The 22,469-nt window shown below is 39.9% G+C and carries 18 protein-coding genes; all 18 read right to left on the bottom strand.

The features are described 5' to 3' along the window. Window positions 1-113 precede the first annotated feature (113 nt). The gene (locus tag H8S65_RS07685) at window positions 114-2,237 is read right to left on the bottom strand and encodes a hypothetical protein (protein WP_186929410.1); all 2,124 of its coding nucleotides are present in this window, start codon (window positions 2,235-2,237) and stop codon (window positions 114-116) included. A gap of 10 nt (window positions 2,238-2,247) precedes the next feature. Beyond that, window positions 2,248-2,529 (bottom strand): hypothetical protein, encoded by a 282-nt coding sequence (locus H8S65_RS07680; protein ID WP_186929402.1) that lies wholly within the window; start codon window positions 2,527-2,529, stop codon window positions 2,248-2,250. Window position 2,530: 1 nt separating this feature from the next. Beyond that, window positions 2,531-2,881 (bottom strand): hypothetical protein, encoded by a 351-nt coding sequence (locus H8S65_RS07675; RefSeq protein WP_186929401.1) that lies wholly within the window; start codon window positions 2,879-2,881, stop codon window positions 2,531-2,533. Between the two features lie 21 nt (window positions 2,882-2,902). After that, window positions 2,903-5,794 (bottom strand): hypothetical protein, encoded by a 2,892-nt coding sequence (locus H8S65_RS07670; RefSeq protein ID WP_186929400.1) that lies wholly within the window; start codon window positions 5,792-5,794, stop codon window positions 2,903-2,905. Further along, window positions 5,791-6,690, bottom strand: coding sequence for a hypothetical protein (locus H8S65_RS07665; RefSeq protein ID WP_186929399.1), 900 nt, complete (start codon window positions 6,688-6,690; stop codon window positions 5,791-5,793). The genes H8S65_RS07670 and H8S65_RS07665 overlap by 4 nt, the downstream gene beginning before the upstream one ends. Window positions 6,691-6,794: 104 nt before the next feature. Further along, window positions 6,795-8,765 carry a hypothetical protein gene (locus H8S65_RS07660; protein WP_186929398.1) on the bottom strand — a complete coding sequence of 657 codons (1,971 nt, stop codon included), beginning with the start codon at window positions 8,763-8,765 and terminating at the stop codon, window positions 6,795-6,797. Between the two features lie 2 nt (window positions 8,766-8,767). After that, the gene (locus H8S65_RS07655; RefSeq protein ID WP_186929397.1) at window positions 8,768-12,067 is read right to left on the bottom strand and encodes a hypothetical protein; all 3,300 of its coding nucleotides are present in this window, start codon (window positions 12,065-12,067) and stop codon (window positions 8,768-8,770) included. Then, on the bottom strand, window positions 12,057-12,641 hold the full coding sequence (locus tag H8S65_RS07650) for a hypothetical protein (protein ID WP_186929396.1): 585 nt from the start codon (window positions 12,639-12,641) through the stop codon (window positions 12,057-12,059). Before H8S65_RS07650 ends, H8S65_RS07655 begins: the two co-directional genes overlap by 11 nt. A gap of 86 nt (window positions 12,642-12,727) precedes the next feature. Then, window positions 12,728-13,423: a KilA-N domain-containing protein gene (locus H8S65_RS07645; RefSeq protein ID WP_186929395.1), complete on the bottom strand. Its 696-nt coding sequence runs from the start codon at window positions 13,421-13,423 to the stop codon at window positions 12,728-12,730. A gap of 338 nt (window positions 13,424-13,761) precedes the next feature. Beyond that, on the bottom strand, window positions 13,762-14,310 hold the full coding sequence (locus H8S65_RS07640) for a hypothetical protein (RefSeq protein WP_186929394.1): 549 nt from the start codon (window positions 14,308-14,310) through the stop codon (window positions 13,762-13,764). A 196-nt stretch (window positions 14,311-14,506) separates the two neighbouring features. Then, on the bottom strand, window positions 14,507-15,340 hold the full coding sequence (locus H8S65_RS07635; protein WP_186929393.1) for a hypothetical protein: 834 nt from the start codon (window positions 15,338-15,340) through the stop codon (window positions 14,507-14,509). Between the two features lie 3 nt (window positions 15,341-15,343). Next, complete coding sequence (locus tag H8S65_RS07630) at window positions 15,344-15,862, bottom strand: hypothetical protein (RefSeq protein ID WP_186929392.1); 519 nt, start codon at window positions 15,860-15,862, stop codon at window positions 15,344-15,346. After that, window positions 15,859-16,374, bottom strand: a complete 516-nt coding sequence (locus tag H8S65_RS07625; protein WP_186929391.1) for a hypothetical protein — start codon at window positions 16,372-16,374, stop codon at window positions 15,859-15,861. Before H8S65_RS07625 ends, H8S65_RS07630 begins: the two co-directional genes overlap by 4 nt. A 5-nt stretch (window positions 16,375-16,379) precedes the next feature. Beyond that, a complete protein-coding gene (locus tag H8S65_RS07620) occupies window positions 16,380-16,619 on the bottom strand; it encodes a hypothetical protein (RefSeq protein WP_186929390.1) in 240 nt (79 codons plus the stop codon). A 12-nt stretch (window positions 16,620-16,631) separates the two neighbouring features. Next, window positions 16,632-18,137, bottom strand: coding sequence for a phage major capsid protein (locus H8S65_RS07615; protein ID WP_186929389.1), 1,506 nt, complete (start codon window positions 18,135-18,137; stop codon window positions 16,632-16,634). A gap of 19 nt (window positions 18,138-18,156) precedes the next feature. Then, complete coding sequence (locus tag H8S65_RS07610; RefSeq protein WP_186929388.1) at window positions 18,157-18,912, bottom strand: HK97 family phage prohead protease; 756 nt, start codon at window positions 18,910-18,912, stop codon at window positions 18,157-18,159. Further along, window positions 18,890-20,290 (bottom strand): phage portal protein, encoded by a 1,401-nt coding sequence (locus H8S65_RS07605; protein ID WP_186929387.1) that lies wholly within the window; start codon window positions 20,288-20,290, stop codon window positions 18,890-18,892. The genes H8S65_RS07610 and H8S65_RS07605 overlap by 23 nt, the downstream gene beginning before the upstream one ends. Before the next feature lie 129 nt (window positions 20,291-20,419). Beyond that, entirely contained in the window at window positions 20,420-22,447 is a 2,028-nt protein-coding gene (locus H8S65_RS07600) for a PBSX family phage terminase large subunit (RefSeq protein ID WP_186929386.1), read from the bottom strand. Window positions 22,448-22,469 lie beyond the last annotated feature (22 nt).

The following is a 22,469-nucleotide window of genomic DNA, read 5'->3' as shown; positions in this document are numbered from 1 at the left end:
TTATCATTGAGTGATACCCCTGTATTAACAAAGCTATTGTTTGACTTCACATAATTGAGATTCTTCCCCATCATCACTCTTTTTTTCATAACTCACCTCTTCCCCGTTTTGAATTAATTACCTTTACTCAATACCACATAAGTCCCATGCACATACCTCACCGATATCGATGCGATCTTTCCGGCAGCAATCGTAACGCTCTCTTTATCGCACTGCCAGCCGCTCGCATTCGGCAATGCCTGAGTAATGGCGGATGAGCCAGTATTCTTGATGTCTATCATGCACTCCCAGCCTTCGGCGGGAGTTGAAGCAAAAGACAACGCGCTGGCAGCTGACAATGTTACCTTGATCGAATAGTTTTCGATCGGGAGATTCGTTAGTGTCGTAGCCGTAGTGACGCTCTTAGGATCAAACACTTTTTTGTACGTGCCATCATCCATGAGGGCATCTGTGCCTCTACCTGATGTCCGAAAAACAAGATAGCGATTAATAAATGAAATACTAAGATCTGGAGCAATAGATATCGTAAAGCCAGTAGTTGATGGTATGCCAATTGAAGCATAGTATATATCACTAAAGCTAAAGTCAGTAATAAGTGCTATTTGCCCGTCTTCATCCAGTCCTAAATACCCGCTATAAATTGGAATTGTTGTGACAGATGCTACTTCTGGGCCAACTGAAGTATAGCTAACTTTATGATAAACATTTTTAGTTAGTGTTGAAGGTATGGCATTCATTAGAGTGTCCATTTGGTCTTGGGTAATAGAAGTCGTTCCTACCCTATCAAATGGTATGGCATTAAAAGCATCAAGTATGGCGTCCATCTGGTCTTGCGAAAGTTCTCCGTTTTTAATCTCAGCCCACCCTTCATCCTTTCGGCCGTAGGTCTTGCCGTCCGACGGTGCTTCCTGTACATAATTAGACAAGTCGACCTGTGTACTGCCAATATGCTCCGGCTTCCCGTCTATGTAGATATACTCGTCGTATATGTCGTTTCCCGAACCGGATTTGGGGACAAGGTAAATGACATTGCTGTCGCCGGATTCCGGGAGAGAGTCGACCTTTTTAAGGCTTACGCTATTAAGAGCAGAGATCAAAGATTGAACCTCTTCCTTTGTGTATGTCTCCGACTTCAGATAGTAGTTTGTAAGGTCGTTTACAGCCTTAGTGATAAAACCGCTATTGTTGGTCAGATCACTTGTTTCGGTAGGGATGCGCGGCTCGATATACTCCACAAACGTACCGGATGTGCTATCACTCGAGTTTGGGGTAAAGAGATACTTCTTACCTACAACAAGACCAGTTCCTTCAACAGAAACGTTTCCAGAACCAATGCCGGGTAGTCCCTGCTCGCCACGCGGGATGCTCCCGTCAACTCTGTATATTTCTTGTCCTTCTTCGTTTTGTCCAATTTTCGTAAAGGTCAGCGATACGAGAGAAGCGGGATCACCGGTCAGAATATTTCCATTTTGAATAACCGGAGCTTTTCCGGGTTCCCCTTTGTCGCCTTGTTTGGACACAATGCTAAGCGTGTAAACCGGATTCCCCTGACTGTCTTCGCTTGTCTTAACAAGGGAGATAGACGGTTCCAGCCCGCTGGTGTTCGTTCCGGCTTCAAATTTAGCAGTCTTGCCATCTGCCCCTTTTAATGATTCTAACTCTTCTGGTGTAAAATCCTCATAGGTGAATGGATCACCCTTTTCACCCTTCAATTCCGCCTTATCCTCTTCCGTCAAATCAGAAAAATGCAACTTCAACTCATCTTTCTGTTCCGGCGTAAGATCGGAAAACTTCAGCTTCAAATCATCGTAAGGGACAAGTACACGATAAGCTGTATCTTCTTCACTTTTGTACTTCCATTCAATGCCTGTGCTACCGGTTCTAAAAACAGGAGTATCACCGGCAGCACCTTTCAGATCGGACAAAGCGACAAGATTCTGCCAATTACCGTCTGTATAACGCCATTGGATATAGGTCTTATCCTGGTTTACCTGCAAGAATACTTCACGCCCGTCTACACCCTTCAAGATAGACAGGGCAACACGTACAAGCTTGTATGTGCTACCCAATGCCTGAAAGGCTGGAAGGGAAGACACACCGGTAAGCGAACTTACCTCTTCGTACTGCCCCGGATCTTTCGCCGTAGACGCAATCAAATCCTCCACCGCTGCCGCAATCTTCTGCAAGTCGTCCGGCGTGATTGTTGTTCCGTCTGATAATATGATATCTCCTGTCATAAGTGTTACTCTATTGCTGATTCAACTCGTCATAAATTTGTTGCACATCGTCAATAACCGCAGATACAATGTTTTTCTTCTCGTCGTTATTCAAACCTGGATAGGTATAAATATTCATCGTACCATCTACAGCTATGTTTATTTCTCCAAGACGAACTTCACCTTTTTTTAAAACTCCGGCGATATTTGTTGCGTCTTTTCCCGTCTCTTGCAAAATGTTATATTGAATATCAATATCTCCTATTGTATTTTTATACATAGATCTCTGTATTGAAGATAACTTTGTTGCCATATTACTTTCCCGTATCTACAAGTTCAACAATCTGTGCATATACTCCGGCGGCACTATAAATTGTAGCAGCCTGTTTGATCATAACCAGTTCTTCAGGAGATAAATCAATTTCCCCAGTAGAAGCGATTATTTTTTGACAAAGTTTATAGGCCTTGAATCTATAGTCATCATCGACGTTTGCCTTCCCCGCACGTTCAAGACCTCCTCCATTATACAATGCCTTTCCTACAAGATCATTTATAATTACAGGGCTTTTTACCATAACTACTCGTCCATCCTGCATCACTTTTTTGTCTTCTACAGCATCTGTTCCATCAAATTCTTTTAAAATAATGTGAAAATTTACTTTCATGATCCTTTGTTTTTAAGTTATTTATCCTAATGAAATTTTTAATGTAGTTCCATCCCTCCAAACCATTCCCGATGATTTTGGATCTATGGTTGGAATTTTAGTAAGAGTCAAACCTGTTGATAATGAGCTTATAATTTTTCCGTTCACATCATGAACGGAAAATCCTGATATACCTACCGAATATCGGTATATAGTAGAGCCAGAATTGACATCACGCAAATACATGTTTAATGTAGGAATTGATTGATAACCAGAGATGTTATCAAATTTAAATTCACTAACTAATGAATTAGAATTGTTAATCATTTTAAAAGACCTTGATGTAGGGTCGATGATAAATCTGTTGCCATTATCTGATGATTGCAACATGCCAGTAAAGTAGCTACTCCCGTTAACATTCCATAGTATTCTACCTCCAGCTAACCATCCACTTCCATCATGATTCAATTTTATCTTTGCATTTAGCTGATTTTCATATGTACTACCAGCCCAAAATGCAGCACCAGATGTGTCAGGCGATATTCCAGAAACACATTGAAAACTTGTATTCGATCCTGTTCCCATTTCGATACGACGGTTCAAGCGCATTTTGTTTGCCCCAAAAGAGTAAAAAGCGCCAGTTATATCTGCCACAGAATCTAATTCGCCTTCAACGTTGTCAACTCTATTACCTAAACTATTTATATTGATATTTAAACCATTTGCGGTTTGATTAACATAAGTTTCACTTGCAAGCCCTCTCACAGAAGAGGATATCTGGTTACTTGTCCAACTTGTTGTAGCGTATCCAACTAAAGCTCCATCAACATAAGAACCAACCTCGGTTTGTATTTTGTTACTCGTCCAAGACTGAGTAGCGTAATCCCGTCGTACGACTCGCTGAAATTCGTCATATTCCTCTTTAAATGAAGTAAGCTCAGCTTTATCGGCCTTTAATGATAAAGATGTATCGTATTTAGTATAAATTTTATCTGTCTCGGCATCAACATAATCTTTAGTTGCTCGTAATTTGATTTCTTCTTCGGTTTGGAGGATCTGTGTTTGTAACTTGACAATAGCATCTGCTATCTCATCAGAAAACAGCCCTACACCATAGATAAGTATCTCACCGGTAAATCTCAGTTCAAAATCACCTTTCCCATCCCATTTGCCGACCTTAGACAGCTTTTGGTAGCTGTCGCTCTCTGGTAGCTGCTCTTCATGATACAACTCGGTTCCTGGAATACCGAAAGCACAAGAACCGGGACGGAGCACCTTATAGAACAGAGAGAATGAATACATCTTTTCCTCTCCTTCCGTGTGATCCGGGATATTCATTATTGCGTTCTGCTGAAGGATATACGTATTCCTTATTCGCAGTACGTTTTTACCGTTGTCATTATAGATATCGGCTACTTGATCCTTTTCTACATAGAAGCTACCGTCCAGCCAAAGATATTCTCCACCTACGTTAATGAAATGGACGTTGTTCGCGGCTGTCCAATAGTTGGTGTTTTGGCTGAAAGATGAGTTCACAAGGATGTTACCCCCTTCGGCGGATATGTCGTTACGGATTCCATCTATCAAACTTTCAAACTTGCCGTTCATGGCAACGAAGGTCTGCTCGATGGTATCCCCGCTTTGAAGGATGAATGTCGAGTTCTCAACATATATGCCGTTCAAATAAGCCCCATAGCCGGACAACTGGTCGCCCCGCTGTGTCCGGATGCCTTTCAAATTGCCTAAACGGGCTTTTAATTTGTCTTCCGTGCTGACTCCTGTAATGCCGTCGTACACATCGATAAAGGGCGCACCGCTGTCGGCTGTGGTCAGGTATATCAATCCTTGGCGGTCAGCATCTTCGTTGCTCCCCCAACGAAGGGCAAAGTCTCCTGCCTCCGGTTGACCTGTTCCTTCAATCAGAGGAATGGCTATATCAAAATAGTCACTTTCCACACCGATACAACGACCGAAAAGATACTTGATGCTGGTCGTGCCCGTCCGCGTCTGTATGCGCACGCCGTCCCCCTTACGCAGGTTCATGAGCATAAGGCCGTCCATATCGTCCATATAGCAACGGTAACGGTCGGGCATCACTTTCACACTGGCTATTTTGTTGATGTCTGAAACAATCTGGCTACCCCCTAAACCGTAAATCTGGGAATAGGCTATTTCGTAGGCAGTGAATGTTTTGCGGACGAACAAGTTGTCCATCTCTGCCGTGGCCGTAGGGATATCCACCTCTACGCCCCAGCCGGCGAAACCGGAAGCAAACGTCGGAGAACCTATTTTCCCCCCTGCATAGATATCACTCCTTACACGAAGCGAATCAAACGTCGCCGCTCCCGGTGCTGTGATCTCCCAGCCTTTGCCTTCCCAATCATCGATAAAGATGGACGATCCTATTTTCTTGTCAAAAAGGATATTCCCGTGAGCAGTATCGTCGATATCTTTGCGAAGATACCGCTCATCAAGATAGGTCGCCAGCCTTGCACTTTCTACAGACGTTACATGCCCAAAATCATCAACACCGATATTTTGTACAAAAAAATCATCAAAATTAGATGTTGAAACAGCTAAAGATGTATCTTCATGCGAAACCGTGAAAATAACAGTTTCACCAACCAAATCCTTTTTTACATCAATGCCTTTTCCTTCTTTTACGTCAACATCTACATTTACGATTCCACCACCACCCGAAGTCGCACCCCCTCCTATTCGTTTAGGCAAATTATCGCTACCTAAACAAAACAAAGTAGGATCATCCTTATTGTCGTTGAGATACAATTCGCCCCTTACAAGACCATTCAAATCCCAATCTTCTGAACCATCATTGGTGGCGATAGGAGGTGCAGCAGCAACGGTTTTCCCTTCGCTGTCTACGGTTGTCTCAGATCCGTACCATATTCGTTTTGTTAACTTTTTTATGCTCATAGTGAATCAAGATGTGATTGGTTAACAAAACTTCCTTTGTTTCCTTTAAAGACTAAAACTTGACCGTCTTTAGCATTAGAAACGTTTAAACTGACTTCTCCAACAATACCAGATCCATCTGGATATTCGGTAAATCCATTGTAAGACACATTTTTGGAGCATTCTACCGCTAAGGTATAATTGAACTGCGGATATCTCTCGGCAATCGTTTGTTGTTCCGGTATGCTTGATTCACTTCTGGTATAAGACACTCCATTGATCTTCACAGAAGACAAGCAGAAGATATTGTTTAAAAGCCGTGCTATCTCAAAAGGGACACCTTCATTGTCGCCAATCGTAAGCGTCCTTTTTTCATAGGGGACAGAATACAGGTTGATCGGTTCTTGCTTTTGAGTCCTGAATTGTTCATTTTCAACAGCCAATTGCCGGCTATCAGATTTAAAACCTCCTTCTACACGCGTTTTAAACACACGTTTATTCCCTGATACATCAAATACAGCCCCAAATGCTTGCTGATTATTTGCGTTCGTATATTCTATTTGCATCGTAAATGCAGTATAAGATGCGCTATGCAAACAGAAGGGCAAACTAACGGATATCTCTCCCGCCTCGTTTGTTATTTTAGCTTGATAAGTCCCGTCATTTGAAGGATTTATCGTAAATTCATACAATGTGTTATAATCGTTAATCACATACTTTTGAGGAGATATCGGATATGAAGTGCCATTGTATAAATCAACAAGCAACATGGAAAATGTCTTGTTAGGAACGTCGACGATCTGTATGAGGATAGGTGTATCTTCCCTTTCAAACTTCTGAACATAATCAATCGAATGTTCAAAGCCTGTACTTTCAACGTCAAATATTAAAGGAGATACACTGCTTATTTTTATCATACGCTCATACAAACAAAAAGAGCCATACACGCAGTTTTAACTACGTGCATGGCTCTTAGGCTCTATGCTTGCAAATATAGCAATTATTCAAAACAAAGACAACATTAAACAATATTTTTGCAAATCAAAGTATAGTCTGTTGTCTGCATTTTACCAAGATGCTCTGTTATGTCGGAAACATAACCTGTGTATTTTTTGTTGTTGTAGTCAAATGATATAAGACCGTCATACAAAACCGGGAATGGTGATAACCCTATTGTTCCCACTTTCAGTGTTTCTACCCTAAAATAACGGCTATCTAATACAACGGGAGAATTTTCGCTTTCCCGCCATAAAACTGCATCTGCATTTCCCTCGGAAGCGGTAAATTCAAGCCTGCTTGTACAAGATGATAATATCTCCTTATTTGCAAGCAGCATTCTTCTTGGAGAATATGCGACATTAAATACAGAGGAAGGGAATAAAACCCCGGAAGGCCTGTCTCCCTGCCTGTTCAATTTTAACTTTATCGAGGATGTAGAAGGGTCTAAAACAGAAATTGCGTCAACAATGAACAAGTCATTATCCGAACTATCATCTTTCGTCTCTTCATCTCTTTTTTGTGCCAAAAACTCTATCCCATAGCAATCCGCACGATAAGGACTGATGAGTTTGTATATGTTATCATTGATTGAAATACCAGTCGAAAAACTATTCTTTACATGAAATTCATCACGACCGTTTATCTCATCATAATCCTTCTTTTCATACCCGACATCCACCCCGGAATAGATCAAGGAGTTATCAATTGAAATATCAATACTATTGACATGTTCAAGTTCTTTCACCGTTTCCGGATCATATAATTCTGTCAAATGGCAAAATATAACCTTCTTGCCTTCTATCTTGTAGTAATATCCAAGACATGCTTTTGCCCATTCTGAAAATTTACTGAAAGAGGTATGGACTTTTGCATTCTTGATATTTCTGATACTTTCCGCAGCTATCATATACGGTATCGTTGTGTCACCTTCCTTTACTTCCCCGGTCATATCGGTAAGACCCATATTGGATAGTATGGACGTGAGCAGTTTATTAGGGGTGAAGACATCGAAATTAACAGGCATTCCTCTTCCAGTGTACGATACACTAATCTCTTTGACATTGCTTATAGTCAAGGCAACAGGAGATGAAAGAATGTGATTGCCAGATACTGGCATTATTTGGTAGTAAAACCTCTCTCCGGTTCCCAAATCCACTTTATATTCTCTATCTATTTCGTTGAATGAATTAGGATTCATTCGTATCTCTTCTACAACCGTCTGTTTCAATATCCCTTCTTCGTCGTATACTTGCTTTACAGCTACAAACCATAAGAACGAATCTTTAACCGTATTCATGGAACCTACTTGAATGTTTAAGGATATCCTTAACTTCACGGTAACAGGAGTCAGTGCTTTAACAAGATAGTGATTGGCCAGCAACTCAGCATAATTTCGGTCTGTCAAAGGAGTATCGCCGATGTCAATGGTATTTTTGTTAGGGAAATTACTGGTTGTATAGCCTAATGGCAGCAAAAAAGGCCCTTGTATGCCTTTGGGTAATACAATAGAATATAAACCCTCTTCAGTCTGTTCTTCAGTCGGTATCACAACAAAATCGGCTTTGTTGTTCAACTCCATACGATCATAATACAGTTCATCCGATTTGAGACTTGAAACAGGAATATCATACACCTGTGACTTGTTTGCGTTAATTATAGCTTCCGCACTGTTATCTATAGCCTTTATGGATATAGTGTTACCGTTATTTTGGTATGAAGAAAAATCAAGATTACACCGGATCTTCTCATTATATGTCCAAGAATTATTCAATACCCCAATGACTATCACAGCAGAAGCATTCAGATAGTTTGTCAAGAACTCGTTCTCCAAGAGCATATAAGAATCACCGGCAAACTCAAATGAATCCCCGAACGTCCTATACACGCCGCCAAAGTCTTTTCTCTTTATCGATATTTCAACATCTTCCCAATTGACTAAATCTTTGGTAACTTCGTATTTCTTTCCGCCTATTAATAACTGAACACGTATCATAATCAATTCATTTTCGAGTTTTTATAAGAGTTGTATTCTGCCCTGCGCTGGCCTTTGGATATGATTCTACCTAAAGAACGAATCTCTTTCTTCAGATCGCCATTCGTCTTATTGTTTGCCTGAATGATGCCTTCCGCATCAAAGTTGTTCACGATCTGCACCCGTTCCCCGGCCTTGTTATGAGTTAGCCAATAACTGTTGTCCATGAAACGGGAATAAAACTCAGGATCATGAATATCCGGCAAAACTTCAGCACCTTTTGGTATAGGCATCAAGGTTGGAGTATCAGGAGTAATATATGTTTTGCCTCCTGATATGATCGCTTCGTGTTTACCGGCATCACCGACAATTGCCAAACCTCCGGGATGATAATCCGTACCTTTTGCGTACTTGGGGATAGGCTGGGCTATGATGGTGGCAAGTTGAACAGCACCGGTTGCAGCAATTAGCGCAGCCATAGGCCCAGCAAATATTCCAAGTTGTTTATATACGGTCATTATAGCTTGTGCTGTGGATGCAATAGTTTGAGCGATATCTATTGTTTTTTGGAATCGTGCCTGCCTTGTTTGCAAATCAGCCTTTTTCTTTTCAAGCTCAGCGTTTCTTGCAGATGATTGCTCCTCCGCTACGCGCTTACGGGCTTCAGCTTCCTCTTTTGTGATAACATCCTTTTCTGCCAAAGCATCAATTTCTTCAATACGTTTATCATAAGCCTCTTGATTAGCATCCATTTCCGTTTCTATATCCTGTATTCTACGGGTAAATACGGAAGATTCAATTTCTCCAATGGCATTTGCTACCTCTTGAATCAACTTCTTTTTTGCTTCTTCAACCTTTTCCCTTTCTTTAAGCTCCTTTTCTGCATCTGCATTTATTTTATCGGTAGTTTCTTTTGATAGCTGGACTCTTAATTGGGCTATCCTCTTCTCCATTTCTAAGCGTTCGTTTCCAGAAAACAGGTACAAACTGTTCTCAAGCAAATCAATTTCCTGCCGTAGGGCTTGAACCGCATATTGATATTGTAAATCTGCTTTCTTCTTCTCATAGGCTTCTTTCTTGATTATCCCTTTGGAGTATTGTTGTTCAAGCATAGATAATTCCTTGTTCAAGAAAATCTGTTGCTCTGATAATTCTAACTCGTTTTGAGATTGCTGACGAGAGAGTTGTACTTTGCCAAATTCCAAATAAGCATCTTCTATAAGTTTTAAGTACTTATCCTCTACTGCCAATTTATCTGCTCCTGTCTTTTCAGCCTCTTTCAATTCTGCAGCTTTTTGAAGTTCAAGAATATCAATGCGTGCATCAAGTTCTTGCAAACTTCCCTTTTTGGCATAGGAAATTCGATTTTGTGCGTCAATCATTGCACGTTTGGATTCGTATTCTTCCCTAAAATCGGCTAATTCTTTCTCTCTCTCGGCCTCTATTGCAGAAATCTGCTCATTTACACGAACCCCCTTTGTCTTTACATCATCTATTCTCTTTTGATATTGGGCATTACGAGTCTCTATTTCTTTTTCAAAGCCTTCATCCATTAGCTTTATGCGGGCTTCCTGGATTGTTCGCTCGGCTTCCATTTCGAGCTTTTGTCTTTGTTTGGCCTCACGTTCAGCTTGTTCCTTTTGCTTTTTTAATTTCTCCGCATTTGTCGCTTCTTCTATTGCTGCATTTTGTAGGGTAGTACGTGCCGCTTCGTTCTGTTTTAGGGAATAATCTAAATAGGCATCTCCTGCTGCCTTATAGGCTTCCGCTTCTGCGTTTAAATTATTAGCTTCAGTTTCTATAGATTTAGCATGCTGTTCTACGAGCTGATCCCGGCTTTTCATCTCCCCATACCTGGTATCTTGCAAATTCTGATATAAAGCAATCTCACTATTTTTTCTTGCTTCATCTGCCTCTTTCTGCTTATTCTCCGCCTCTACTCTTTTTATGATCATTTGCGAATATTGTTCAGTCGCAAGTTTTTCTCCGGCTGTAGCCAGTGCTCTTTCTTTTAAGGCTTGAATGAAAGCATCTGTATTTTCCACAAGTAGATTCTCTGCCTCATTCACATTAGTGATAGAAACGTCCAATTTTTTAAACTCGGCCTCATTGTCAATGATAAATTGTTTCTTCTTGTCAAAATCATCCCCCAGGCTATTCCATTCCTCCTGTAGTTTTTTAATGGACACAACATTCTGTCCATAGGTGGATGCTGAATTTTTAAGCTCATCAAAAAATTTACCACTTGTTGACGTAAGATCTTCCAATGCATCAGATGCAGCCTTTGAGGCATCTTTACTCTTTAATAAATTAGCGGCAAAATCGAAAATCTCGGAACCGTACACAGTAAGAAGTGTAACGCCAACAGACAGCAATGTTTGCCATGATACCAGACTTCCGGCTACCTGCCTCCATACCGGCACAGCTTTTTGACCGCTTTTCGTTAGCTCTACATTCTCACGTCTTATTCTGGCTATTTCATCAGCCAAAATAGGCAAGTTATTGCTGATTGCGAGCAATCCTGTATTCATGGATACTGCAAATGCAGGCATTTCACGACTTAATTGGTTGATTGCATTTCCTAATCCATCCCAATGAGAGGCATAGTTACCTACATTTCGGCCATATACTCCCATTTTAGCATCTTGTTCTTTCAAAAGCTTATCCAATTTCTGGATATTCTCAATTACTTTAGGATTAACTGCGTCTACCCCCCCGGCTTGAGTTTTGGAATAAGCCTTTAACTGACTTAATATGCGAGCTTGCTCTTTGTAAGAAAGGTTTGCTGTATCAAGTTTTAAAATTAGGTTTTCAACTTGATCAGATGTCAACTGCACATTTTGAGCATGTAATTTATCGGCTTTAGAAGCTGCCATTGTTGCTCGTTCTTCTGCCAGTTTAGCTCTACTTAGATCCTCTGTAGTTTGCTTTCTAATCTTTTCTGTAGCAGCAAGTTCTTTAGATACTTTTGATTGCTCTTTTTCCAATTTCGCTTTTTCCTTCGCTATGCGTGTGGCTTCTTGATCGGCCTTGATCTGGGCCATAACCTCGTTGACTCCTTCTTGTATTACCTTATTCTTTTCTTGGCGCAATTTATTAATTTCGGTCTCCGCCTTCTGTATTTCTTTCAGTGAAGCCATGTATTGATTATTCTTTTCAATCAATTCAGACATATTTTTAGGCTCAAAAGACAGTCCTTTAGCCATATTTCTTGCTGCAATCAAATACGAATCGTTCGCTTTACCTATTAATGTATCAAGTTTTTCAAGCTGATTAAAAGCCTCTTTCCCAACTATTGTCGTTATTTTCGTTTCATTTGCCATATTTTTTAACCTCCTCTATTTCGTTTAACATCAATCTAACAAGGTTTGCATATTCTGCTGCTGTATATGTTTTATCATCTATGCGCATTTTAAAATGAGCGGATAAAATCATTCGTTCTTTGGTAAAATCGACTCTTCTATTGACTTGATTGGGGTTATCAAGTTGTTCTTGAGCCATTTTTAATCTAAGCCTGATATAAGCCAATGAAGACTCAATCTTATTTATCAATTTCTCCGCATCAGCAACGGTTTGAATACTTGCATCTTTTATGTCAATAATGGCGAGCAAATCGGATATCTTACCTATTTCACCCTGTTTTATAAAATTGAATATAGCTGATATAACGGCTATTTTAGTATAATAATTTATGATCAAAGAACGTTTGGACACCGCGAATTGTAGATTTTTATTACCTATAATCTGGCTGTATTCATCCATGATCCGGCTGAACACCAAACGCAACTCTTTATCCGAAGCCTTTCCTGAAATCACCAAAGCCTCCAAATTCCCATTGTAAACCTCTATAAACTTACAGAGGGGTATCTCGTCGCATTTTGTGTATAATTTTGTCATATTTTTAAATTTATGTTTTACTAAAAAAATTCATGCCTATCTTCACAGACCAGCATGATCTATATGAAGACTTATCAAAAAATGCTTTATACCGTTAGAACTTTTGGTTCCCAATTTTTACGATACAGCTTTCTTAGATATGATATTAACTGTTCGTAGGTTGATATAAATCCTTCCTCTATCAAGCCGGCAATCTTCTTTTCTAATTGCCATAATTCACGTAGCTTTCCTTCGTCTCCGTGCTTGTTCCGTAACATCTTTTCATGGGAATTGAAAATGATCCAGTTCAATGCCTCGCCAATTTTTTGCATCGCTTTAGGCATGAAGTGACTCGGAACGATTTTCATAACTGCGGATGAAAGCTCTTTATAGGCATCTCCTGCGTCATTACGGTATCGGATCATCTCGTCATAAACGAAACGTAGTACTTTCACCTCAAATGTTGGATTGATCCACATGGCAAACTTGATAAAAAGGAGGGGATGCATCCATACCTGTCCAATAGTTTTAGAACCGTCTTTAAGAGTTCTCGATTTTATAGATTTAACAGCCTGAATATCTGGAAACTGCATTTTTGACCTTTGGCTTTCATCGTTGATCAATGCCTCAATAAATTCATTTGTCTTTGGGCTATCCAAAAATCTCTTCATACTTCTTTCAGGGTTTCCTTCAACAGAGTTCCATTGATTTAAAAGCCCATTGGCGTCAAAATACCCATCACTTGTTCGTTGAATCACTGAAAAATTATCAATGTAGCGTACCATCTCCTGATTTGTCTTCATCTCTTTTCATTAAAAATTAAACAAAAAGAGCCATACCCCGCAGGATATGACTCTTGCCGGGTATGGCTCTTAGGCTCTATGTCTTTTTCTATGTTTTACAAATATAGAAAAATCATATTAACTAACAAAATTACACTATAAATAATGTACATACTCTATTATATCTCCTTTAGTTCCAATTGCATCAATTGGTTCGAAAGTGTACGTATCGTCATGCTTGCGAATAATAACATAGATACGCTGCTCCATTCTGGCGGCTTTACTCGCCAATCTCCTCATATTATCCCTATTGGCCATAGCCTTGTTTTGAGACGAACAGTTGCAAGGTGCTTTCGCATTCATTCGAATCCATATTTTTTTAGCAGGTTTTCGATAGCCGGCATTATGCGATTATCCAACAAATACTTTTTTGCCTTTGGCGTGAGCCCCAAATGTTCCGGGCCATACTTTTCTTCAAGCGCATCATCGCCGGCATAGAAACCGATTGAGCGGGTTATGATCTTTCCACCATCTCTTCCATCAACGACAACAGGAGTGATGCTTCTATGGTATTCACCTGTTATTATGAGGTTAGGGGTATTCCTGTTACGAGGGGGGAACTTCAGGATATGCGATGTTTCAGGAGGCGTGACACGCTCCTTCATGTCCCTCCACCATACCGCCTTATTCCTTGCCGCTTTAGCCGTCTTCGTTATTTCCCGAAAGTAAGGATCCTGAAGATACGTAGGCCTTATCTGCTTCCTGTTTTCATCAAGCCCGGCCATTAGCTGGTCGGTAATCAAATCATGAATCAGATCCTCGCTTTCACGAAGGCTATTTGTAACCTCTGGCATGAAATTATCCTTTAACATCCTTACGGCATTTGAAACTCCCGCTATTGTTCCCATAATAAAACAAAAGGGGCTCGTTAAAGCCCCTCGTTTGTAACAGATTTACCTTTTATGATACTATAAACATCTGTTAGGATCTTTCTTCTATCCTCAATATTATGGTCTAAAAAGTAAGCATTTTCGTGGGCTTCCAAAAATTGCCTTCTTGTCATTTTAGCACATACATCTCGATTAAAAGAGACCCCGTTCATAATCACGTCCATTGCTCAATGCCCTTTACGCCTGCCTCAAACAAAGCAGATGGAGATTTCAGGGATGGTGTTCCGGTAGATGTAATATTCAAAACACCATTCACGTATTCCACCGCAGAAGCATTGTTCCACACATCGGATTTGGCCAACAACGAGCCATACACGGTTGTCAAGTTATACTTCCCATAATGCTCTACCACTCTGTAGGATGTTCCGCTGGATTCCGTCTTTTCAACATCCACCCATACAAGACCTTTGGCTTTTTCAACCAAGTCTACATCCGCCTGCAAAGATTTTGTTTCAAGCCAAGCCTTTTCGACATCATCATAAACCAAGCTGACAGCCATAGAAGCATTGTCTCCGCTTGTTTTATATCTCTGTACGGAGGAAGGATAGATAGAAGAAATCAAATATCCTTTTATGGTGGCATCCGTATCTGACTGGCCATATACGACATTATTCTTGTCGATAAACAAGGCACGCATCCGCTGGTTTTTCAACTTCATCAGGTTGGCAAGCAGACCTTCGTCAAAATTTTCCATTGTCCAAACCTCTATAAGCTCGGAATAGGAGGTGATCTGGGAGGGCCCATACCCCTGTTGTGAAGTTTGCGCCTCCCCGCCGCTCGGAGCATATTCGGCTACTTGGCCTATGGGGTAAATGCGGCCAGGTCTGTCCGCATGGATCATTTCCTCTATTCTCGTTTCAAATTCATCGTCATTGATCACCATATCTTCAGGAGTCAATACGATAACCTTCACATAATCCGGCACGAACGGGCATTTGCTCGATCCGGTATTAAATGTTTCGCTTCCGCAATCTCTATATTTTTTCATTCCTTATCTACAATTAGGTTTCTTTACTTTTATCTCCAAATCCAATATATCTATCCCGTCAAACAAATCGGCAAAAGGTTTCTTCCCGTCAGAACCATAAACCCCTCGGCTTCCATACCTCATATTATCCACATACCGGTGTGGTATGACATTTTTAGAGCCAAAATCAAATCTTTTGTCTTTGGCTAATTCTGAAATAAAATGTTCGTAAACCGGATGTAGAATTTCTTTATAAGAGATAGCAAGCCTCTGATTGTTGGTATAATCAGATAACGTGCGAGTTGCTATCATTAGGTCAATATTCGCTTTACAATATAGATCGGAATCGCCCTTATCTTCTTCAAATGGGGTAAAAAGAGCAAGAAGTGGCCATTTGCCCGATTCTGTAATAGGGGATTTGCTTAATATCTCCATTTCCCTTGCTATTTGTGCCCATTCCCCAAATAGGAAATTTATTTCCATCCCAACACTTACAGAAGTATTACGGCTAATATCCTTGAATATATCTACGATATTAATCATATTCCCATTTTATTCATAAATTCCAGCAAATGCTCATCAAAAAAATATCCGCTATAATCATCTCTGTGATCATATAGATAATCAGATATATACCTATTCATATAAGCCATCTGATTCCATGCGTTTATCATTTTGATATTACACGGCGAAACTTTATTGGAAGAGCTTTCCTCGACATTACCGATAGGCGTTGCCTGTGTTTGATTCTTTCTCAGATAGAAGAAGAATACATAGTAGGCAATCGGAGATACCTTCCGATCACCTACCTGTTCGACCAACATGTTTTTTAGATTATCCCATTTTTCCTCGCCTTCCCCGCTTTCGATATACTCAACAAACTTCTTGGCATTATCATAACCCAATATTTTACGATAAAAATCAAGTTCGTACTGAGATATCAAGGATTTGAGTTCATAATTGGCAGCCTCATTAGTTTTTGATGGCACGCCAGTATACGAAATTACTCCTTCTATATGGAGTTCGCCTGTGAAAAACGAGTTATCTAATAACATGGCATTTACTTCTTACGGTTTGACTTGATCAAATCACCCATCCCGTATTTCTCGATTGCTGAATCTATTTCGGGAGTGGAAACAATTTTGCCATCATTGATAAACATAATGGCTAACGGAAGAGACACAAGGTCCTTGTCACCTACATTATGATGATTGGCCTTTGTGTAAGTAACCTCATACACTTCGGAAGGGTCAAACTTGTAGCCCCTTCCCTCATTTTTGTTTTGCCTGCTTCTTTTCATATCTCAAAATATTTATACACTTGCTTTATTAGAATCAATAGCTTCCTTAATTGTCGCATAGCTTCCTTTGATAAAGGCCGTCTTGTAGTTTGACTTAATATAAGCCATCAGCCGCTTTTCACCAATCATCGTTACTTGATTCCTCTGAAAGTCATCATTTACCCAGCCGAAGGTAATGGACATCCCGACATAGTCTCTGATATTTAGATAACGGAAGTCCCCCAACACGAATTCCCCCTCCGTAATAGACGTTGAAGGACGGATTTGTACACCAGAAATCAATGTGCCGTCTTGCAATGTGAAAGGAGGGAACAAGTACTGTCCATTTGCATCCTTTGTCAACTTCATGTTAGCGAGGTCGATCGGATTAACGCGAACCAGATTAGGGACATAGTTCATCTTTGATACCGAAACAACTTGTGTGTAAGCTGCAATAATAGCATCAAAATTATTAGGCTTATCAACCTTCACGCTTGTCAAAGAATATTCAGGGATGTCAGTAAATACACCTTTAATCTCTCCATCTGAACCTTTGCCATAAAGAATACCTTCTTCTTCCGCAATGCCTATTTTCTGTATGATCTCAGACTGGACTTCCGCAACAAGCTGCGGTAGATCGGTCAGTGTCTCTTCTGTCAAAGTAGCCGTAAGCGCAACCTTTCCAGCGTTCACAATCACTTCTTGAATAGTAGCCGTCATTGAAGGCTTCAAACCGCCTTCGGGAACCCACTCGGCATCCCCTGTAGAATCCTTAAGCTCAGTATATACCAATGTCCGGGCATTGATAGTGGCGACATTGGCAAATTGTCTGATTTCGCTTTCGGCCATAGGAGGCGTTGAGATACCAGAATCGAACACGACTCCCGGACTAAGAGTTACGCCAGATGCGCCCGTTACGGTAGATGTGATAGGCGTATTCGCCTTTACGACAAGGTTAAACTGCTTTTTATAACCAGGCGAAGATTTACAAGCAGACTTCAGATCCACGATTTCTCTTCCGCTCTGATCCTTTGTTATAAATTCTTTCACCTGGTCCCGGATCTGCTCGTCTATCGATTTCAAACGAAATTCACCGGACGGGGTTTTATCCATCGCGCCTTTGATTCTTACAAGTTGTTCGCATACTTCTTTCTTAAAGTTTTCGAAGTCTTTCTTGTCAATCTTATCCGACATGCTCTTTTCATTCAATTGCTTGAAATCATTCATCAAATCGTTAAGTTGCTTGATATATTCCGGCTTACCAAGCTCGTCCTTCAAAAACTTGACGTTCAACTCCTCCAGTTTGTCATCCAGCCCCTTGAAAAACTTTTTCTGATCATCATCAAGCGTTGACTCATCGATAAAAGCCATCAAACCAAGGCCTGATAACAACACGCCTCCAGCCATAGGATTAGCAGAAAACGTAAAAACTGCAATCAGCGACAATGCCATGATTGCAAACAAAGAACAGGAAAGCTTAAATCTTTCTTTTCTTCCTCTCATGCTGTTCTGAAACAGCTCTCTGAAATACTTTCTCATCTTCTTACTTCTTTTAGTGTTATTTAAATTTCACATTATGGAATAAGCTTTTCTTTGGGTTTCCGGCGGCTTGATCTTGCACAAGTGAACGAAGCTTATTTTTCATATCTTCCTCCGGCTTGATTAGCATAAGTGCCTTAAACTTTGAGAATAAGCCTAATATTTCTGTTTTCTTTTTCATGGATAATCCCTGCAAACTATTTTCAATCTCGCTATGCAGTTCAATAACCTTATCTTCTACCTCTTCGGCTGTTTTCAGACCGGTGTAATGGGTTTCTCCATTACAACCTATGGAAACAGCAGATATTTCATACAATACGACTTCTTTTACGATAAAGGCATCTTTTTCCGAATCATAATCTACCTTGTCCCAAACATAAGAATAGCCGATAGAGAATTGATTGATCGTGCCAGATTCGAGTTGGGCAATTTCTCTATCGCCCAAATCAATTTTATCAATGTCTGCCTCAAAATATAACCCTTTATCATCTTCAATGAGTGTGACAATCTTTCCTACTGGTTCATTCATGTTATGCATCCATAAATGGATGATCTTATCATTTGCATTACTTTGAGGGCCTCTTTCTTGTATGCTTTTAGAAAAACATCCCTTTATTAAGATATCTCCCGCTTTATCCTTGTTTCCAAAAATAGCGGCATAGCCAGATATCCTACGACTTTCGGAGTTGATCGTTATTTCTTTTGCCTCAAAAGAGATAGCTTTATACTGCATCCCAATTGATTCTCTTTTCTTAGTTTTCAGTTTGTGTGCCATCTTTTATATTGTTTTCTATTAATTGAGATTCTTGTTTAAAGTCCCCTTCTGGATTGTCAGGGTCTATATCTATATAATTAGCCACTTCCTTTCTGGACTCGGACAATGTTATAATACCATCATTGTATAAATTACGAACTGCGTTAGAAGCAAGAGATAAAGCACTTGCTGCACTCTTCTTGTCTTCCTGAAGCACTGAGATATGAGTGTAATCCAATCTTATAATTATCTCATCATCTCCCACTATAGCCTTTGTTAAGGCTTCACAATAATTCTCCGAATCAGGAATGACCAAATCTTGATACGCATCTCTTTTTGCCCCATTCTGGTTATCATATGTACTATCAGATATCAAAACATTAGGATTCAGCCCCAATGCATTGCAAATAGCATTACGGCATTCTTCATCCTCTTGGTACAACTTCAAATCCTCTGAATTACCGGTAATTGGAACCCATTTCACATTTGCGGTAGTAACAAGAATAGAGAATAACTTGCCGACAACACCGTATTTATGCTTAAAACTTTCGTTAAGTTTGTCAATCTCTCCGGGATTAAGAGAGTTATCGCCATAGATATCGCCATTAGCATCGTTACACAATACCCCTTTAGGTCCACCATCGACAATCAATGTCCCCCTCGCAATCATCTGGGAGATCCAATTATTAACTGGTCGGGAAAGAGAGTCTGTTATATGTCTATAAGACAACTCTTGTTCGGTTACACTAATATTTGCGCTCGCATCCGAAACTATAAAGTATTCATCGCTTTCAATATAAATATTTTCACTCCCCCATTCAATCCATGCCTTTTTTATAACATCTTCCAATTTTGATTTTTTCCAAATATTCGCATCGACTTCTGCGTGAAAAAGTTCGGGTGGAATAATCCACATTGAGACAGGTATTTCAGACCTCAAAGCCCTAAATGTATAAATAGGACAAAATCCAAAGGTTTTAAGGGTAATCTCAACTTGCTTATTAAATTGTTTTCCGCTTTGGATTGGATTAGGCCGCTTAAGCAAAGCCCTTATTTTGCTATATTTATTATCCCCATTATCGAGATGCTCGTTATCTTCTTTGTCTGTTACATAAAATCGCCCATTGGAAAACATAGATCCGCATCTTTCAATAACACTTGCAAATGGAGTACAGGCTATTAAAGCCTTTCTCTTATCAGCAAGATTAAGCATATCAAGGACATCTGATTTACCCCCAATAAGATGTTGTAATCCTTTTGATATAGCATTTATATACCAAATGTTCCCTACTCGATCTTTTTCTACAGCATTCACATTCCTTACCATAGAAAAAGATTTCGAACTGATATTCCAGTTAGATTTCCAAAACGCAAGTTTATTTAATAAAGGATGTTTCATTTATTTGTACAAACAAAAAGAGCCATCCCCAGTATTTCTACCGAGAATGGCTCTTAGGCTCTTTATTTTCTTTTATACGCTACAAATATAGTGCTTATTTTCAGATGTACAAACAATTAAGAATAAAATCTATGCCACATATAAACCTCTCTTAACCCTTTCTGATAATGCCGCTAATGAATTTATAGCCTCTATATTATTCTTGTCCTTGTAGTCAAGGATGTTTTCAATAAACGCTTCAAAAAGGATGTCCGTATCATAATCACTTGGAATGAATATGTTATTACATATATAATCCATATGAGCAGAAATCCTTTTTTGTGGGTCGGGGAAAGGTTTTCTGCCTCTAACATCTTGAATATATATCCTCAAATTTCGAACATAAGCAGCAAGTGAAGGATCACATTCGGCTTGGACTCTATCCCCGGAAGCAATCAATGAAGATATTTCCGACTCTCCCATAATGGTATCGGATAACATCGCTTTTACTACATAACAATCGCCATCTTTAATCATGGCACGTACAAATACAAATTTTGAATTGATGGAAGGATTGATCTCAACCATGCCATAACCTTTAGACAAGTCTACTTTTGATTTATCATAATACTTCATTGCTGAATCAGGAATCTTGTTTCTACCCCTTCTAAGAGAAAACTTCGTGTATTCTTTATTAAAGGCCTCTGTTATGAAATATCGCTTCGTATCACTAAAATGGCCATATTGTTCGTATGTTTGGCCTGTCTCTTTATTTTTAATTCTTTGTTTCAAGATAGCTCCATTCACATCTTTCTTGACACGAGAGTAGTCGTTTATCGAAACCTTGCAACTCTCATCTATGCCTATATTTATGCTTTTTACAACTCCGGCATAAATAGCGTTGATAAATTCTCCCGACATGGCAACAGATGGATTTGTTTTAGGCATTCTTTCTTCTACCACAAATGATTTTTCCAGGCCAGCCTTGAATTTGTCAAAAAAAGAAAGCTTATCGTCATCTATTGTATTTCCGCTCTTTGTAGATACATCTCCATAAAGAAATATCTTATCCTTATGACCGATATCGTTAAGGAAAGTTACCGCCGCCTCAGAAGCCTTAGATACCGTATTAAAAGGCTCTTCTGCCGGTATCTCATGGATCTGTCTTGCGCTATTTACATTGCCTGTGATAATTTGCCAGAATCCAATTGATATATATGGGAGCACATTGTTATCTATAGTTATATGGATAGGATAATTTTCATTGTACTCATAACGGCCAACGTGTTTTCCTATCTCGAAGTTTCTGAAAAATTCACCGCCGGTCTTAATAGTTCCCCATTCTCCCAATGCATAGACCAGGTAATAGGAATAATCATTTATCTTATCCTTTTCAAAATCTGCTATTACTTGAGCATCATAAAAACCATAGGTCCCGTCAGGAGAACCTACTACCCAGAAATTGTTAAGATAAGTAGACCTCATAATCACCATGTCGGGGTTATGTGTATCGTATTCTTGTGTTCGAGGATTAAATATCAACTTGGCAGAATTGGTCCATTTCTGGGCGATTTCCGAATATTCTTTTCCAAGCACCTTGCCGGTGATGTTGTCCTTAAGCTTCCCTTCCAGGTGGTTATCCACCTCCAAGAGCTTCTCTTTGTCGAAGATGTTCTTCTTGACCCAGTGGTCTTCGGAGATGGGGTTGAAAGCCGAAATGATCTTTTGGCCTTTACGGCCTCTAAGACGCTTCCTGATCTGCTTAAAATCCGTTTCGTCAAATTCGGAAACCTCTTCGCAAAACACATACTGGTAAGTTTCCAGCCCTTTTATCTTTTCGGGGTCATCCAGCCCCTTGAATGTAATATATGAGCCGTTGAAGCACCTTATCTGTCCCTCTACCGGCTTAAAGAAAGCATCCAGCTTCAATCCTTTTACGGCTTCCCAAAATGTCTTGTATATGCTGTCGGAAATAGTCGCCCCTGTCTTCCTGTACACCATCGTGTTAAAACCCTCCTGTATACATTCAAGGATGATGGCCTGGGCTATGGAATAGGACTTGGAAGAGGAAGACCCGCCATAAAGGAAGATGAACCTTACGGCGTCGTCACGCAGCGACAACCTGAGGTGGTGAAAATTGGGATTGAACCGCTTATAACTTATGACCTTTTTATCCATTATCTTAAATATAGAATACTAT

It is taken from the genome of Parabacteroides hominis, assembly GCF_014287585.1.
GTDB lineage: Bacteria > Bacteroidota > Bacteroidia > Bacteroidales > Tannerellaceae > Parabacteroides > Parabacteroides hominis.
This window is presented reverse-complemented; position numbering and strand designations above follow the sequence as displayed.